The organism is Cellvibrio sp. PSBB006, from assembly GCF_002162135.1.
In the GTDB taxonomy this organism is placed as follows: Bacteria; Pseudomonadota; Gammaproteobacteria; order Pseudomonadales; family Cellvibrionaceae; genus Cellvibrio.
Map to the genome: position 1 here is coordinate 1 of NZ_CP021382.1, position 16,271 is coordinate 16,271.

Sequence of the window (16,271 nt, forward strand, 5' to 3'; positions counted from 1 at the left end):
GTGTTAGCCATGCCTAGCTCACATTCGATACAAGGGTTTCTTGAACTCTACGATGAAGATGCCGACGGTACCGTCACGCGCGCAGAGTTTGACCAGCATCGTCAACAGGCTTTCGCCGCGACGGATATCGACAGTAGCGGTGACTTGAGTGCCGGGGAATATCACATTGAATTTGAAACTCGCCTTGACCGGCAAGCGGACCGCGTGCGCGAAGCACAGATCAAGCAGGCCTATGTGCGCTTCGGCGTGCTCGATAAAAATAAAGATGAGGCGATTGACTGGAACGAATATCTAACCATCGGTTTGCGTGGTTTTGAACGTTGGGATCTGGATAAAAATGGCGTAGTGGATAGCCGTGACCCATTGCCAGCACCACGCGTGGCGCGCAAGGAAGAAGCGAAACCGGAAGGAAAAAAATCGGCTGACGATGCTTACTAAATTCGGGTGATCCACTATGCGTTGTTGTTTTTTATTTCGCCTATTGATGTTGATCACCGCCGTGATGGCGACAACGGTTAACGCCGCCACTGACTACAGCGAAACGCATCAACATATTTTAGGGACGGAGTTATCGCTGACATTGGTCGGTTTATCGCATACGGAAGCGCAAGACGTCAGCAAAAAAATAATGCAGGACATTTCCCGCCTGGATGCCTTGCTCAGCAATTACCGTGACGACAGTGAAATAAGCCGATTGAATGCGCAGCAGCTGAAATCCCTGTCACCGGAGTTGCAGCAGGTGTTGCAGTTATGTGAGAGCTGGCGAGCAAAAACCGAGGCTGCATTCAGCTGCCGCATCGGTAATCTGTTGGCCAGCTGGCGCAACGCCGCCGCGCTGGGTGAAGTGCCGGAACGCATTGCGTTACGCAAGGACGCGCGGCGGGCTGACACCGCAGAACTTAACGAACATTTCAGCAGTAGCGACGTGCAATGGCAAATCGACGGTCTGGCCAAAGGTTACATTCTCGATCAGGCATTACATAAAGCGCGCATGCTCGCCCCACAGGCCAGCGGCATCAAGATTGATATCGGTGGCGACGCCGTTTACTGGGGCAGTAACGCACAAGGTGCGCCCTGGCAAGTGGCTGTAGCAGAGCCGCAACACAGTCCGGATAACGCGAATTTTTATGGCGTATTGTCATTGCAATCGCGCGCGGTGGCGTACAGCGGTCACAGTCGGCGCTATCTGGAAATCAATCATCGCCGCTTCAGTCACATCATCAATCCTGTTGATGGTTGGCCCGTCAGTAATGCGCCTTCCGCCATTGTGGTTGCCAGTGACGCGGCCACGGCAGACGCACTGGCCACGGCATTAACTGTAATGCCAATCAATGACGGGTTGGCACTCGTCAAACGTTTACCCGATGTGGAGGCGTTAATCATGACGGAAACCGGAAAAACCTTTGCGTCCGACGGTTGGTACTCCTTGTTAATTCCCGATGAAGCGCATCGACCCCTGTGGGAAAACGACATGCAGTTTCTGGTGGAGTATGAAATACCGCCGTTAACCGTGGCGGAATATCGCCGTCCGTATGTGGCGGTGTGGATAACCGATGCGGACAAAAAAGTTGTGCGTCAATTATTGGTGCATGGCAAAAGTCTGCGCTGGTTGCGGGAAATTCCGCTTTGGTGGCGGCGTTACGGGCGCCGTGATGAATCCATGATTGATGGTCTGGCTCGGCCAACGCCAACGCCGGGGCAACACATGTTGGTGTGGGATGGCCGCGATGATCAGGGCCGCAAAGTCGACAAAGGCGATTATGTCTTGCACCTGGAAATTGCGCGGGAACACGGCGAGCGTGAATTATTGCGTGTGCCATTTGAACTCTCCGGCCAGGCATTTACGCAGCAGGTGCACGGCAAAAAAGAAGTGGGTGCCGTGAAAGTCAGTTTTAAACCTTGAGGAATATTTTACTAAAAGCCACACGTAACAACTGCCGCACGTAAGAACTGCATATAAAGCGAAAGCGGCCGGATGGTCGCACAACAACCGGGTAATGCTTGCATGAATATCAATATCAGAATGTTAAGAGGAGCATGTAATGAAACCGGTTTTTTCCCTTCGTTGTTCATCCCGTCAGCGCGCATTGATGCCGCTGGCTTTGGCTATCAGCCTGGTTAACCTTGCCCACGCGCAGGAAAGCGCGAGCGAAACACAATTAGCCCTAAACAAAGTGACGATATCGGCGGAGGTAATTCAGTCCACCACCGAAAATACCCGCGTCCTTGACGCCGCTGACATCGAAGATAACCAGGCGCGCAACCTGGACGATCTGGTGCGCTACATTCCCGGCGTTGCGGTGGATGATATGGGCCGTTTTGGCAGCAACGGTTTTAACATCCGCGGCCTGGATGGTGATCGTGTTGCCATTACGGTTGATGGTTTGAGTTTGGGCGAGACTTTGAATCCCGCCAGCAACGCGCCTTATGAATTTTTCAGCAGCGGACGTAGCGGTATCGATATTGATGCGATGAAGACCGTTGAAATTGTGAAGGGTGCTGATTCGATTTCGGCGGGCAGCGGTGCCCTTGGCGGCGCGGTGATGTTTGTCACCAAAGATCCGGCGGATTATTTAAAACCCGGCGTGAACGATACCCACCTCGGTATTAAGCTCGGCTACGCCAGCGCGAATGAAGAAACTCTTGCGACAGCAACACTGGCGAATCGCACCGGCAACTGGGAATCCTTACTGGTTTACACTTTGCGTGAAGGCCATGAAACGGAATCCTTTTTCTCCGGTTCGCGTCCGGCTATTCCCGGCACCGCGCGTGAAATTCCCGACCCAGTGGATTACGACAATGACAACATCCTGTTCAAGCTATATTACAACGCTAATGAAAATCATCGCCTGGGTTTTGTAGCAGAAAAATACAACGCCAATGTGCAACTGGATAACCAGACGCGCTTGAACGCCTCCTATTTAACACGCACTACAGACGATGACGTTGAACGCGAGCGCTATGGTATTAATTATCTATGGCAAGCCAACAATCGTTTATTTGATGAACTGGAATGGCGCTACGATTACCAAACTGCATACACCCTGGGTCACACCCATATGACCGTACCCACCGGTTGTCCGGCGGGCGCAGACACGCCCGCTGTTGCCCCTTGCCATCGTACCGAGCACCGCGATTACGATCAGGAATTGCATAAAACGGTTCTGCATCTGGATAAAAAACTGGCGAATCACAACATCAGTTACGGTGTGAGCCTGGAAGAAAAAAGCATGACCTATGCGGATATAAAAACCCGTTATGTAGGCACTACATCAGAAGTCGGCGTAGGTTGGCCAGTGATCGGCGGTGACTTTGTGCCCGACACAGATATCAGTGCTTACAGTATTTATGCGCGTGATCAAATCAGTCTGGTGGATAATCGTTTACTGCTCAATGCCGGCGTGCGTTTTGATCATTACGATTATTCGCCATCATTAAATAACCCGCAATACGGTGATAATTCTGGCACGGTCGGCGATGTCACCTTTTCATCGCCCACCTGGCAATTGGGTGCGAGCTGGAATTTCACGCCGCATCATGTATTGTGGATTCAAGCCGGAGCCGGTTTCCGCGCGCCGACGGTTGAAAATATGTACTTCTCACCATCGACATCTATCGCCACGGAAGTCAGCAGCGGTGAACAAGTGGATTTATGGAACACCGTTTCCAATCCTGACCTGGACGCAGAAGAAAGTCGCAATATCGAAATCGGTTATCGCTGGCAAGGCGATCGCTATCTATTCGGTGTTTCTGCCTATCGCAATGACTACACGAATTTTATTGATTACAACACGCTTGTACGCAATGCGAATGTGGAGTATCAAACGTGTAACAGCGCTGGCACCACCTGCACCAATTTCTTCGGCGATGAATACGACATGCTTGACAATATTGGTGAAGTCACAGTTGAAGGTATAGAAGTTGAAGGCCAATGGTCGCTCACCGAGCAAGTCCATTTACGCCTTGCTTATGCCTGGAGCGAAGGCGAAGAGAAAGACGGTACACCGCTGCAAAGTATTGTGCCGGCGTCCGGCATTATTGGCTTGGGTTACGAAGCAGCAAGTGGTCGCTGGGGTGTAGAAACCAATGCGGTATTTTCCGCTGGTAAGGATGAAGAGGATGCAATCGCTGTCGATACTGCCAACTTCACCCAGATTCCCGCAGATTACTTTACCGATTACGGTGATTTCACTGTGGTGGATCTGCAGGCGCGTTACAACATCACCCCGAATCTGAAACTCAACCTCGGCGTCTACAACCTGTTTGATGAAGAATATATCCGCTGGCAACGGATTCGTTTTGTTAACCAGGGTTCAGCGGCGGGTGGTGCCCGTGGCGGTGTGAGCGAAGATGGCATTCATCGCTATACTGAACCGGGCCGCAATTACCGGGTGAGTTTGGCATATCATTTTTAGTTTTTTCAGGACCCTTCGGGGTCCGTCCTCCCCTTCCATGATAGCTCCCCTCGGTTGCTTTTTTCCTGCTACTATTCAATAAAAGCCAGCGTTTATTATTGCTGGCTAATCATAACAATTGAGAGTTAGCACATTGCCTATGAAAAAGCTGATTAATTCACTAGGGTTTTTTATCGCGGTTTCCGGTGCAGGCTGTGACAGCTTCACCGATCCGGCGACACGCCTGGCTTATGCGATAGAGGGTGGGGTAGGTAATCTTAAGCACCAGCCGGGTGCGCAGTATCATATTGAGCACCACAGTCCCACAGCCGGGGATGAATGTACCGGCCCTTATAAAGTGCAATTGGATAAAGTAGGCGCGATTATTATCTGGTGCCTGGATGCTACAGGCAGTGTGGAGACGAGTCACAGTACGTCTTACCACGCACGCTTTGTGAGTACACCGGAAACCATTCTTTTGGAAAAGCCAGCAGGTTCAACATTAACGATTACGTTGGAACGGCGCGATGGGTTGGCGGTTATTACCCGCGTGGAATAATGAGATTGGCGGTAGATAATTAAACGAGGCGGGAACAGCACAGCAATCCTTTGCCAGCCTGACTTTCCTTAAGTGTAAAACAAGACATCTTGTGCCTAGCGGCCTTTGGCAGCTTTTTTGATGTCTTCTTTTACATCGCCATACGCTTTTTGAGTTTTGCCTTCAGCTTGTTTGGCAGCGCCTTTCGCTTGGTGTTTTTCACTGCCAACGGCTTCACCCGCTTCACGTTGAATCTTACCGGCTGCGTCTTTGGCTGTACCTTTCACTTGATCTTTGTTCATAATCATTTCCTTCTTCAAATTGAATTTATGTAGTTGCCCTTCTGTGACCCTTTGCCGTTACGAATATCCCGTTAAAGTTAACTATTTATTCGATTGGGTGCGCGAACCAACATAAGCTCAGATATTGATTTTCGTGTCAGGAATAGAAAAGGAAACATCGCTTTATAACCATCCGGATTTTTTAAAGCGATAGTAAAGATACGCGCAAATAACTGCTACCACACACAAGGATGCCGGGTAACCGTACTTCCATTGCAGTTCCGGCATATGTTCAAAATTCATGCCCCAGATACCGACAAATGCCGTGGCTACCGCAAAGATCGCCGCCCAGGCAGCGAGGCGTTTGTTCACTTCGTTTTCATCAATGCTCACCATCGACAGGCTTACCTGGATAGCGGTGCTGATCGTGTCGCGCGTGGAATCTATGGACGTGTTCAAACGGTAAAGATGATCCTGCACATCGCGGAAGTAATGTTTGGTGTTGGCGACGATGGGCGGCACCCATCCACCATCCAATTTGCCAACAGCTTCCAGCAGCGGACCGACAGCGTGTTTTAATGTGATAACTTTGCGTTTTAATTGGTACAAACGCTCAATATTGTCGCGTTGCGAACCTTTGGTAAAAATTTGATCCTCAATAATTTCCAGCTCGGTTTCCAGCGCAATCACAACGGGAAAGTAGCGATCTACTACAGCATCCATCAGCGCATAAAACACAAAAGCCGGGCCCTGCACCAGGTGATGTGGTTCCCGTTCACAACGCGCGCGTACACCGAGAAAACCCTGCTGTGAACGACTGCGGTTGGATAGCACATAATTCTTACCGACAAAAACATCCACCTCGCCAAGATTTAATTCACCTTCCAGTAGCTCCAGAGTATGCATGACAGCAAACAGTGAATCGCCATATTCCTCTATCTTGGGGCGCTGATGTCCGGCATGAGCATCCTCCACGGCGAGTTCGTGCAATGTGAATTCGTGTTGCATCTGCTCCAGCTCTTCCGGGTCAGCATCTTTTAACGCAACCCAGACAAAGCAATCCGGTTGTTTTAAATAGTCGCTGATGTCTTCCACGGGAATACTGCTGAGTTTTTTACCTTCCTGATAAGCGACGCAATTGATCAGCATGGGCAGTTCCTCGAATAGGTGTTACAAAACAGTATAGAAGCTAACGTGAAAATTACCGACCTGTTATTACCGCGTTAATTCATACACACACAAGTTCACTGCACTGGCCAGGTTCAGGGATTCAATAGCACCGCTGCCGGGAATGGTAAAGGCTTGCGCCTTGAGTGTTGCCAGATCCTCGTGGGGTACGCCGCGCGCTTCGTTGCCGAACACATAGCAATCACATTGTCGGAACTGCGCATCACGTAATGGTTTGCCTTGCATGTCCAGGCAGGCAATGGCATGGAAGCGCGTGCCAAGTGAATGTATGTCCACATCCAGTTCCAGCGGCACATGAAAAATAGCGCCCATGCTGGCGCGCACGACTTTGGTGTTGTAAGGGTCCACTGAGCCGGCACTTAATAAACAACGAAAACCGCCGAACCAGGCAAGGCTGCGCAAGATGGTACCCAGATTTCCAGGGTCTTGAATTTCATGAAGATAAATAGCACGCTCTTGTGATGCTGCCGTCTGCGCCAGAGAGAAAAAGGGGGTGACGGCAAGGATTCCCTGCGGTGTTTTGGTGTCCGAGACCTGCGCCATTTGTTTGCTGCTGATCAGCGTGGTTTTAAAAGGGCTGGCCCAATTTTCATAAGCCTCAGTGACCAATAATTCGGACTGGTTTAAGGCGGGATTATGTTGTGCTGCCTTTTGTAATTCCAAAACCAAGTGTTCACCTTCCACCAGAAAGTGCTGGAATTCGTTGCGGTATTTTTTTTGTTGCAGCTTTTTAATGTCGTCGAGCTTCATGGTGTTAATTCCGGTCAGCCAGCATTTGTTGTGCGAGTGCTTCGGCCACTTTAATCCCGTCTACCCCGGCCGATAAAATACCCCCGGCATAACCGGCGCCTTCACCTGCAGGGTATAAGCCACGGGTATTCAAACTCTGTAGCGTTTCGTGGTCACGGGTAATGCGAACCGGAGAAGATGTGCGCGTTTCAATGCCCGTTAAAATGGCATCGTCCCGATCAAAACCGCGAATCTGTTTGCCAAAGGCGGGGAGGGCTTCACGAATTGCGTCAATCGCATACCTCGGCAGCGACGGCGCTAGATCACCCAGCAATACACCTGGCTTATAGGAAGGTTCTACTTCACCAAACGCGTGTGAAGGTTTACCGCGAATAAAGTCACCGACCAATTGCCCTGGTGCACAATAATCTTTGCCACCCAACTCAAACGCACGCGACTCCAGTTGTTCCTGCAATTCAACACCGGCCAGCGGGCCGCCGGGAAAATCCTGTTCGGGATTAATGCCCACGACGATACCGGCATTGGCGTTGCGTTCATTGCGTGAATATTGGCTCATGCCGTTGGTGACGACGCGCCCGGGCTCCGAGGTTGCCGCTACAACCGTGCCACCGGGACACATACAAAAACTGTACACCGCACGGCCATTGTTAGCGTGATACACCAGTTTATAATCCGCCGCACCGAGCTCCGGATGGCCGGCATATTTGCCGAGCCGCGCCTGATCGATTTGTGATTGCGGGTGTTCGATGCGAAAGCCGATAGCAAAAGGTTTAGCCTCAATAAACACACCGCGTTGATCTAGCATGCGAAAGGTATCGCGCGAACTGTGGCCGAGCGCGAGGATCACATAACGGCTGCGCAGTGTTTCGCCGTTGGCCAATACCACACCGGCCATGCGGCCATCTTCAATCAAAAAATCGGTGACCTTGCTTTCAAAACGTACCTCGCCACCCAGGGTTTTAATTTCTTCACGCATGGCGGACACCACGCCGGTTAACCGAAAGGTACCGATGTGTGGTTTGCTCACGTACAGAATTTCTTCTGGTGCACCGGCGCGCACAAATTCGTGCATCACCTTGCGGCCATAAAACTTGGGATCTTTAATCTGGCTGTAGAGTTTTCCATCGGAAAACAAACCCGCGCCACCTTCACCGAATTGCACATTGGATTCCGGTGTGAGAATTTTTTTGCGCCACAGCGCCCAGGTATCCTTGGTGCGTGCACGAACATTTTTGCCGCGCTCCAACACAATAGGTTTAAAACCCATTTGCGCCAGGGTCAGGGCCGCGAATAAACCGCAGGGCCCGAAGCCGATGACCAATGGCCGCTCGTTGAGGTCAGCCGGCGCTTCTGCAACGGGGTAATAGTTTGTATCTGGTGCAGGCCGCACATGATTGTCTTTGGCAAATCGTTGCAGGATTTGCTCTTCATGCTTTGCTTTAATGTCAATGATATAGACAAACGTAATTTCACTGTTTTTTTTGCGCGCATCGTAGCTTCGCTTGAACACCGTGAAGTCCAGCAGGTCGGCATCAGCGATCTTCAGGCGGGCCAGAATGGCCTTGCGCAACGCATCAGCGGGGTGGTCCAGCGGCAGGGAAAGTTCAGTAATACGAATCATAGAGAGTTCCTGGCCGGTGTCTCCGGCAAAGGTTGGGTGAGGTGCAATGAATGGAGCGGATTCTACCCGGCTTGAGAGGCGCTGTCAGTTCCGTTTACTTCTGCCGGTATCGATTTTTTGCGATTGCGCGGCGACCTGCTATGCTTGCCACCCCGTTTAATCCTGTTAAGTCATACTGGTTGTTCCCCATGGCCCGATCCAAAAGCAGCAATCGCTGGCTCGAAGAGCATGTCAATGATCCCTACGTCAAAAAAGCCCAGGTAGACGGTTATCGCGCCCGCGCCGCCTATAAACTGCTGGAATTAAATGACAAGGACAAACTGATTCGCCCCGGCATGCTGGTAGTGGATCTCGGCTCCGCACCGGGTAGCTGGTCGCAAATTGCCGGGCGTTTGGTGGGTGTAAAAGGGCGGGTGATTGCGTCCGACATCCTGCCGATGGATTCGCTGGAGCATGTGGATTTCATTCAGGGCGATTTCACGGAAGATGACGTGTTTAATCAGATTATGGAAAAACTGGGCGGCGCCCATGCGGATCTGGTGATCTCCGATATGGCACCCAACATCAGCGGTGTTGATGCCGCAGACCAGGCAGCATCCATGTACCTGGTTGAACTGGCGCTGGACATGGCACGTCAGGTATTGAAACCCAAGGGCAACTTTGTCGCCAAGGTATTTCACGGCGAGGGTTACGATGATTACGTGAAAGACGTGCGCACCTCGTTTGAAAAAGTCGTCATCCGCAAACCCGACGCTTCCCGCCCGCGTTCGCGCGAGGTGTATGTGGTGGGGAAGGGATTTAAAGGCTAAATAAATAAAACAGCCGTTGTGTTGGAGATTACAACGACTGTTTTATTTTTTAAGCCGGCGCACTGGTCCTGATCAAATGATCAAACGCACCCAATGAAGCGGTTGCACCGGCACCCATCGCAACAATAATTTGTTTATAGGGTGTGGTAGTACAGTCACCCGCGGCAAACACACCGGGAATGGAAGCCTGACCGCGTGCATCAATTTCAATCTCACCGCGATTGCTCAGTTGCAGAGTGCCTTTCAACCAATCGGTATTGGGTAACAAACCGATCTGCACAAAGATACCTTCCAGTTCGACTTTGATGATGTCATCAGTCTGGCGACTTTTGTAAGTCAATGCATTGACCTTTTGACCATCACCGAGCACTTCTGTAGTCAGTGCTTCGGTAATGACGGTGACATTGGGCAAGCTGGTTAATTTACGTTGCAGCACCGCATCGGCACGCAGCTTTGAATCAAATTCAATCAGCGTGACATGAGCAACGATACCGGCCAAATCAATGGCAGCTTCTACACCGGAATTGCCGCCGCCAATCACTGCGACGCGTTTGCCTTTGAATAAAGGACCATCGCAGTGTGGGCAATAGGCAACGCCTTTACCACGATATTCTTTTTCGCCGGGAACGTTCATCTCTCTCCAGCGTGCGCCGGTCGCGAGAATTACACTTTTGCTTTTCAAGCTGGCGCCGCTGGCCAGCTTGACTTCAATCATCTCGCCGGGAATCAATTGCTCTGCGCGTTGCAGGTTCACAATATCCACGTCATATTCTTTAACGTGTTGCTCCAGCGCCGAAGCCAGTTTTGGGCCTTCGGTTTCTTTTACTGAAATAAAATTTTCGATAGCGAGTGTATCGAGCACTTGTCCGCCGAAACGTTCGGCTACAACGCCGGTGCGAATACCCTTGCGCGCTGCATAGATCGCAGCCGCTGCGCCAGCGGGCCCACCACCGACAACTAACACATCGTAAGCCGGTTTTTCGCTCAGGGCTTTGGCTTCGCGTTCGGCTGCGCCGGTGTCGATTTTGGCAAGGATTTCTTCCACCGTCATGCGGCCCTGGCCAAAGTGTTCGCCGTTCACAAACACGGTGGGCACAGCCATGACTTGGCGTTTATCCACCTCGCTTTGAAACAAGGCGCCGTCGATCATGGTGGCAGTGATGTTGGGGTTCAATGCGGCCATTAAATTCACGGCTTGCACCACGTCCGGACAATTGTGGCATGACAGGGAAACAAAGACTTCAAAATGAAATTGACCATCGATCGCTTTAATTTGCTCGATGACCTTGGCATCCGTTTTTGGCGGATGGCCACCGCTGTGCAATAACGCAAGCACCAGCGAGGTAAATTCGTGGCCCATGGGAATACCGGCGAAATGAATACGCCCGGTTTCGCCTTGTGCGCCGACACTGAAGGAAGGTTTGTACGCGGCATCACCATCTTTGCGAACGCTGACTTTATCGGACAAGGTGGCGATATCGTCCAACAGGGTCAGCAATTCCTGGCTTTTGGCACTGGTGTCAGTGGTGGCGACCAGTTCAATAGGGCGTTGCAGTTTTTCCAGATACGCTTTCAGCTGGCCTTTAATTGTCGAATCGAGCATGGTGATCTCCGTTTAATTTTTTTGAAGCCCGCTTTGTGGGCGGGCTTTTTTGAGCGCAATTGTGTTGCAGTTCCGTATAACGTTTTCGTAAAAAATCGCTTAGATCTTGCCAACCAGATCCAGTGATGGAGCCAAAGTCGCATCACCTTCTTTCCACTTGGCCGGGCAAACTTCACCAGGGTGAGCAGCAACGTACTGAGCGGCTTTCACTTTGCGCAGCAGCTCAGACGCGTCACGACCAATACCGCCAGCATTAATCTCGATAATTTGAATCTTGCCTTGTGGGTCGATTACAAAGGTACCGCGATCAGCCAGACCTTCTGATTCAATCATCACACCGAAATTGCGGGTGATAGCGCCAGTGGGATCACCGATCATCGGGTATTGAATTTTGCCGATGGTTTCGGAGCTGTCATGCCAGGCTTTGTGGGTGAAGTGTGTGTCGGTGGACACGGAGTAAATTTCTACGCCCATTTTTTGAAACTCAGCGTAGTTGTCAGCGAGGTCGCCCAGTTCGGTGGGACACACGAAGGTGAAGTCAGCGGGGTAGAAAAATACTACCGACCATTTGCCTTTCAGATCCGCTTCGGTCAAGTGAACGAATTTGCCCTGATGGTAAGCCTGAGCGCTGAAGGGTTTGATTTCGGAATTAATTGTCGTCATAGAGATACTCCTGATTTCTGTGGGGGAATTGATTTGACGGGCACAGGTTAAGGAGTTGACGATGATAGGGCTAATTGAATAACCGCATAGTTTTGATAATAAAAAACTATATGTAAGAGTTGATTGGGAGAAGCTATTTACTTGATTGGCGGTATTTATGAGGACAAGCATCGGAAAATAGCCGCTATGAGCAGAAGAATATTCTTCCTTGAAAATAATAATAAATATCATTAAGGTTGCCGTTATATCTCCCGCGATCGCATTTCTCCCTCTTTCTCAGAGTAAAACATCATGCTCTACGGCGTTATCGGAACACTGTTAGCTGGCGCAGGCATTGGTTGCCTGTACGCTTCCTGGAAAAATTTGCTTGGTGGTCGTGGGTGGCTGGTTCCCGCAGGTTGGTTCATTCTGTTAGTTGCAACAGCTTGCTGGATCATGGCGAGCGGTGCGGAGTTTGGTATCAGTTTTAGTTTGCTGGTGAGTCCGTTAATTGCGTGGGGGGTGATGTTGGTCAAAGCGGATATTCGCCCACAACGCTTGCAAGAATGGGAAGCAGGGCAGGCGAGTTTGCCGGGTGTGAAAACGCTGTTGCGTCACGGTGGATTGTTTGTTGCCAGTGTTTTACTCGCTGGCGCGGCAGCCACGCTGACCAGTGTGGCCTTGGTGATGTTGTTGCCCTGGACCACAGTGAACGCCATGGTTACTGCCGTCATTCTGGTTCCTGTCTTGTGGGGACTTGCTTCGTATTGGGTATGTGCGGACACCAAAGTGTTTCGCCCTGTGTTCTGGCTTGCACTTGCCAGTGGCCTAAGTGCTTTACTTATTTACGTGTGATCACTATGAAGCAAATTCTCTCACCCGGTTTGGTCAAAAAATCTCTCGCCAGTCACTCATGGATTGGCTTGCTGGTTGGTGCCCTGATGTATCTCGTCTGTTTATCGGGAGCCATCGTGGTTTTTTATCAGGAATTTGAGCGCTGGGAACAACCGACGGTTCACGAATCCCTGGAATATGATACGCAAGCGGTACAACAGGCTTATAACACAGTGGCCGCGCAGGAAGCGGAGCATGAAGCTGAAGCGCAACACGCGGAAGATGAACACGAACATAAACATATGTACGTGACTCTGCCCACTGAAAGCATACCGCGTACGGTTGTGTCATCGGATACCGGCGGCTGGTTTGTCAATCCGGACGGCAGTCTGGGTGAAAAAGTCCAACACGATTGGACGCACATGTTGATTCACTTGCATTTATATCTGCACCTGCCCGGCAGCTTCGGGATGATTGTGGTGAGTATTTTGGGCGCAATGCTGTGCGGTTTAATTATCTCCGGTTTTCTGGCACACCCCGGTATTTTTAAAGATGCATTCAATCTGCGTTTAAAGGGCGCGCGTCGTTTGGAGCAAGTCGATATCCATAATCGCTTAAGTGTATGGGGCGCTCCGTTTCATTTAATGATTGCGATTACCGGGGCTTTTTTCGGTCTGGCAGCCATCGTGAGCCTGGTACTGGCCGCCGCCTTTTTTGAAGGCGATGTGGAGGCGGTTATCCCTGCTGTGTATGGTGCAGAGCCTGAACTTGAGCAGCCAATAGGTAACCCCGCGATTGGTAAAGCACTGGAGCAGATGAAAACCATTGCACCGGGGACCACACCTTTTTATGTGACTGTGGAAGAGGTGGGAACGCCAAGCCAATACATGGTTGTCGGCGCTGAACATCCCGGTCGATTAATTTATGCGGAGCAATACCGTTTTGATTCCGCCGGAAATTATCTGGATAAGATCGGTTTCTCTGATGGCGAAGCAGGGCGCCAAATTATCTTTTCGGTGTACCGGATTCACTTCGGCCATTTCGGTGGTTTCGCGGTAAAAATTCTCTACGCTATCTTTGGTCTGGCACTCACTATTGTTTCGGTAACCGGGATTAATATCTGGCTGGTCAAACGAAAAACCCGTGACTATCTCAATAATGTCTGGACCGGGATAGTTTGGGGTACACCCGCCGCGTTGGCATTGAGTGGGACTACTCAAGTGATGATCGGTATCCCGTCAACAGGTGTATTGTGGGTCGGCGTGGTTGCAGCCATTGCCCTTGCGCAATATCTGGATGATGACAATAAAAGCAGAGCTATATTGCAAGTGTTCAGCGCGTTGTTATTAACGGCGCTGGTGACATTGCATGTGATTAAGTTTGGTTGGGCTGTAGCGCCAGTGGTGATGGGTTTGAATATTACGCTGCTTGTCATTGCGGTGATATTTTTGCTGATGGGTTTGCGGCAGATGCGTAAGCCAATATTGAATGAAGCCTTGGCTTAAGTGGGTGGAATAAAAACCGGAGCCTGGCTCCGGTTTTTTTTAACGTTCTATTCTTCCCAGCGAATGTTATCCAACTCAACTCGTATGCCTGATTGCGGTTGTCCATAGGTGGGTATCAACGTAAACCAGGTGGAGACTTGCATAATGTCGAGATCGTTATCAATCATGTCTGCAACAGAAATGCGCATTTCTTTCCATACGCCGAATTCACTTTTATCCAATAAAAATTCGCCGCCTGCACAAGGCCAGTCGCCGCATTGGACAGTAGCGAAGAGATTGGTGTCGGCGTGCGGATTGCTGACCATCTTGTAGTCAAACACCATCTCGCCGGCAGCATATGCACTCAGGTCCATGCTCGCTAACGGGACAGGTATTATTGAAAAGCTGCTTGATTGTGTGTCGTTATTGAAGGAAACCTCAATGACATCGTTGTGGCCTTCGTCACCACTGAAAATTTCTAACCAGCTTATATGGTTATCGGGATCAGGGAGTCCATAAAAACCACCGTCTTCATCCCAGCCGCTTGCGGAACGATCATCCTGTATCAGGCAATTGCTGAACACCACATTGGGTGCATCGTCACAGCTCGCTTTTTCCCAGCGAATATTATCCAGTTGGAAATTCACATCGGCCTGGTTTACCCACTGTGGATTAATCAGCAGCGCGGTACTGATTTTGCTCACATCCAGTTCGAGATCAATTAAATTTTCAACCCAAATGGTGACACTGGTCCACTCGCTGTCGGGCAAGGTCTCGACAGTCCATGGTGTGCTTGTACCGCAGGGATAGCCACATTGAATGCTCAGGAAAAGTGTTAAGGGGTCTGTTGTTCCCACAGCGCGTACATCAAACTTGATATAACCATTTGCAAAATCCGTCATATCAATAGCAGGCATGTCGGCGTTTTCAGGTGTGGGTGCAGCAATGGTGAAGTTACCGCTGGAGTCGTTGCGCAAGAACTTCACATCAATGACGTTGTTGTGTTCGCCATCTTCGAGGTCGACGAGCGACCAGTTGACATGATTGTCGATACCATTGCTGTAAAAATTATTGCCGGCATTGCCATCAATTTCCTGATAGCTGGAGATGCCGAACCAGGAAGGGTCGATGCATTCGATGAATACATCTCCGTCACCTTCGAAGCAATCCGCTACGGTGAGCGTTACAGTATCGGCTTCGCTGGTGTGAGTGCCGTCGCTTACCGTAAGTGAAAAAGTATATTCTTTACCGGCTTCCGTTGCGGGGATATAAACAAATAAGTCTTGCGTGTCCATTTCTTCTGTAATGGTGCCGTCCGCCGTGACATACATGATATTATGTTCGGTTACCTGCATCCATTCATACGTCAGAGTTTCGCCTTCGGGGTCTGCGGAGCCGGCTGCAGTTAATTGAACAGTAAAACCACCCTGGACAATTTGATCTTCGCCAGCACTGGCGGTAGGCGCTTCATTTGGCGCTACACTACTGCTGCTGTCACTGCTACTACTTTGGCTGCTGCTAGTCACACTGCTACTGCTTTCGCTACTACTACTACTACTACTTGTACTGCTTCTGGTTTCCCCGCCGTCTGATGAACCACCGCCGCCACCGCCGCCACAAGAGATGAGAAGAAACACACTCAGTAAGATGGGTAGAACTTTAAACATGACCGCTCCTTTTTCTTGTACAGAATAAATGCTTGGTGATCCCAAACGTGAAAATAAATGCGCTTCCTGATATTGCCGATAACGTTGTTATTGGGTGAGTAGAACGGATGGTTTTTCGGAGTCCAGTGATCCCTCACCTCTGTGTTGTAAAAAATAGAATGGATGGCAGGAGTGCATGCCGGCGCTCTTATAGTCAACTTGGCACGATTTTGCACAATGGGGATTATAGACATTCTCGCTTCATCGGCAAGCGCTAGCCCATATATTCAGAATAATCTTGTGCTTAAACCGCTTTAATTGCGATCTGCGATAACCTGCAAAACACCTTCACAATTGTCATATATTATTATATTAAATTGGCCAGCTTTTGATAGGATTTCCCTTCAGCGCTAATGGCAGCAAACCCTGCGTTGGTCGTTTGATGGGGCTTTTGGGCCTCGCTGTATCAAATATTTCCGCA

General features: G+C 50.3%; 14 protein-coding genes. 7 read left to right on the forward strand and 7 right to left on the reverse strand.

Annotation, left to right across the window (positions count from 1 at the left end; translation table 11 throughout):
• Positions 1-9: 9 nt before the first annotated feature.
• From CBR65_RS00005 to CBR65_RS00020, 4 genes are all read left to right on the forward strand, one after another.
• Positions 10-438 (forward strand): hypothetical protein, encoded by a 429-nt coding sequence (locus CBR65_RS00005; protein ID WP_157672185.1) that lies wholly within the window; start codon positions 10-12, stop codon positions 436-438.
• Between the two features lie 16 nt (positions 439-454).
• Positions 455-1,903 carry a DUF2271 domain-containing protein gene (locus tag CBR65_RS00010; RefSeq protein WP_087464951.1) on the forward strand — a complete coding sequence of 483 codons (1,449 nt, stop codon included), beginning with the start codon at positions 455-457 and terminating at the stop codon, positions 1,901-1,903.
• 139 nt (positions 1,904-2,042) lie between these two features.
• Positions 2,043-4,415 (forward strand): TonB-dependent hemoglobin/transferrin/lactoferrin family receptor, encoded by a 2,373-nt coding sequence (locus tag CBR65_RS00015; RefSeq protein WP_087464952.1) that lies wholly within the window; start codon positions 2,043-2,045, stop codon positions 4,413-4,415.
• 139 nt (positions 4,416-4,554) lie between these two features.
• Entirely contained in the window at positions 4,555-4,953 is a 399-nt protein-coding gene (locus CBR65_RS00020; protein WP_087464953.1) for a hypothetical protein, read from the forward strand.
• Positions 4,954-5,048: 95 nt separating this feature from the next.
• Here the strand turns inward: CBR65_RS00020 and CBR65_RS00025 are convergent, their stop codons facing one another.
• From CBR65_RS00025 to CBR65_RS00040, 4 genes are all read right to left on the reverse strand, one after another.
• Positions 5,049-5,234: a CsbD family protein gene (locus CBR65_RS00025; protein ID WP_087464954.1), complete on the reverse strand. Its 186-nt coding sequence runs from the start codon at positions 5,232-5,234 to the stop codon at positions 5,049-5,051.
• A gap of 162 nt (positions 5,235-5,396) precedes the next feature.
• The gene (gene corA, locus CBR65_RS00030) at positions 5,397-6,362 is read right to left on the reverse strand and encodes a magnesium/cobalt transporter CorA (protein WP_087464955.1); all 966 of its coding nucleotides are present in this window, start codon (positions 6,360-6,362) and stop codon (positions 5,397-5,399) included.
• A gap of 66 nt (positions 6,363-6,428) precedes the next feature.
• Positions 6,429-7,151 (reverse strand): RNA methyltransferase, encoded by a 723-nt coding sequence (locus tag CBR65_RS00035; protein WP_087464956.1) that lies wholly within the window; start codon positions 7,149-7,151, stop codon positions 6,429-6,431.
• Between the two features lie 4 nt (positions 7,152-7,155).
• Entirely contained in the window at positions 7,156-8,772 is a 1,617-nt protein-coding gene (locus CBR65_RS00040) for an NAD(P)/FAD-dependent oxidoreductase (RefSeq protein WP_087464957.1), read from the reverse strand.
• A 188-nt stretch (positions 8,773-8,960) separates the two neighbouring features.
• Between CBR65_RS00040 and rlmE the strand changes: the two genes are divergently transcribed.
• Positions 8,961-9,581 carry a 23S rRNA (uridine(2552)-2'-O)-methyltransferase RlmE gene (rlmE, locus tag CBR65_RS00045; protein ID WP_087464958.1) on the forward strand — a complete coding sequence of 207 codons (621 nt, stop codon included), beginning with the start codon at positions 8,961-8,963 and terminating at the stop codon, positions 9,579-9,581.
• A 49-nt stretch (positions 9,582-9,630) separates the two neighbouring features.
• Here the strand turns inward: rlmE and ahpF are convergent, their stop codons facing one another.
• Together ahpF and ahpC are read right to left on the reverse strand one after the other, a co-directional pair.
• Positions 9,631-11,184, reverse strand: a complete 1,554-nt coding sequence (gene ahpF, locus CBR65_RS00050) for an alkyl hydroperoxide reductase subunit F (protein ID WP_087464959.1) — start codon at positions 11,182-11,184, stop codon at positions 9,631-9,633.
• Between the two features lie 99 nt (positions 11,185-11,283).
• Entirely contained in the window at positions 11,284-11,847 is a 564-nt protein-coding gene (gene ahpC, locus CBR65_RS00055) for an alkyl hydroperoxide reductase subunit C (RefSeq protein ID WP_087464960.1), read from the reverse strand.
• Positions 11,848-12,138: 291 nt separating this feature from the next.
• Between ahpC and CBR65_RS00060 the strand changes: the two genes are divergently transcribed.
• Together CBR65_RS00060 and CBR65_RS00065 are read left to right on the forward strand one after the other, a co-directional pair.
• The gene (locus CBR65_RS00060) at positions 12,139-12,681 is read left to right on the forward strand and encodes a hypothetical protein (protein WP_087464961.1); all 543 of its coding nucleotides are present in this window, start codon (positions 12,139-12,141) and stop codon (positions 12,679-12,681) included.
• Positions 12,682-12,686: 5 nt separating this feature from the next.
• Positions 12,687-14,165 carry a PepSY domain-containing protein gene (locus CBR65_RS00065; RefSeq protein ID WP_087464962.1) on the forward strand — a complete coding sequence of 493 codons (1,479 nt, stop codon included), beginning with the start codon at positions 12,687-12,689 and terminating at the stop codon, positions 14,163-14,165.
• Between the two features lie 47 nt (positions 14,166-14,212).
• On the opposite strand, the gene CBR65_RS00070 is transcribed toward CBR65_RS00065, so the two are convergent.
• A complete protein-coding gene (locus CBR65_RS00070; protein ID WP_087464963.1) occupies positions 14,213-15,811 on the reverse strand; it encodes a hypothetical protein in 1,599 nt (532 codons plus the stop codon).
• Positions 15,812-16,271 lie beyond the last annotated feature (460 nt).

Excerpts from the sequence above, each read along its gene's own strand:
- CBR65_RS00025 (WP_087464954.1), bottom strand. The coding sequence starts at position 5,234 with ATGAACAAAGATCAAGTGAAAGGTACAGCCAAAGACGCAGCCGGTAAG.
- CBR65_RS00070 (WP_087464963.1), bottom strand. The coding sequence starts at position 15,811 with ATGTTTAAAGTTCTACCCATCTTACTGAGTGTGTTTCTTCTCATCTCT.
- ahpF (WP_087464959.1), bottom strand. The coding sequence starts at position 11,184 with ATGCTCGATTCGACAATTAAAGGCCAGCTGAAAGCGTATCTGGAAAAA.
- CBR65_RS00060 (WP_087464961.1), top strand. The coding sequence starts at position 12,139 with ATGCTCTACGGCGTTATCGGAACACTGTTAGCTGGCGCAGGCATTGGT.
- CBR65_RS00035 (WP_087464956.1), bottom strand. The coding sequence starts at position 7,151 with ATGAAGCTCGACGACATTAAAAAGCTGCAACAAAAAAAATACCGCAAC.
- ahpC (WP_087464960.1), bottom strand. The coding sequence starts at position 11,847 with ATGACGACAATTAATTCCGAAATCAAACCCTTCAGCGCTCAGGCTTAC.
- CBR65_RS00040 (WP_087464957.1), bottom strand. The coding sequence starts at position 8,772 with ATGATTCGTATTACTGAACTTTCCCTGCCGCTGGACCACCCCGCTGAT.
- CBR65_RS00005 (WP_157672185.1), top strand. The coding sequence starts at position 10 with ATGCCTAGCTCACATTCGATACAAGGGTTTCTTGAACTCTACGATGAA.
- CBR65_RS00015 (WP_087464952.1), top strand. The coding sequence starts at position 2,043 with ATGAAACCGGTTTTTTCCCTTCGTTGTTCATCCCGTCAGCGCGCATTG.
- corA (WP_087464955.1), bottom strand. The coding sequence starts at position 6,362 with ATGCTGATCAATTGCGTCGCTTATCAGGAAGGTAAAAAACTCAGCAGT.
- CBR65_RS00065 (WP_087464962.1), top strand. The coding sequence starts at position 12,687 with ATGAAGCAAATTCTCTCACCCGGTTTGGTCAAAAAATCTCTCGCCAGT.
- CBR65_RS00010 (WP_087464951.1), top strand. The coding sequence starts at position 455 with ATGCGTTGTTGTTTTTTATTTCGCCTATTGATGTTGATCACCGCCGTG.
- CBR65_RS00020 (WP_087464953.1), top strand. The coding sequence starts at position 4,555 with ATGAAAAAGCTGATTAATTCACTAGGGTTTTTTATCGCGGTTTCCGGT.
- rlmE (WP_087464958.1), top strand. The coding sequence starts at position 8,961 with ATGGCCCGATCCAAAAGCAGCAATCGCTGGCTCGAAGAGCATGTCAAT.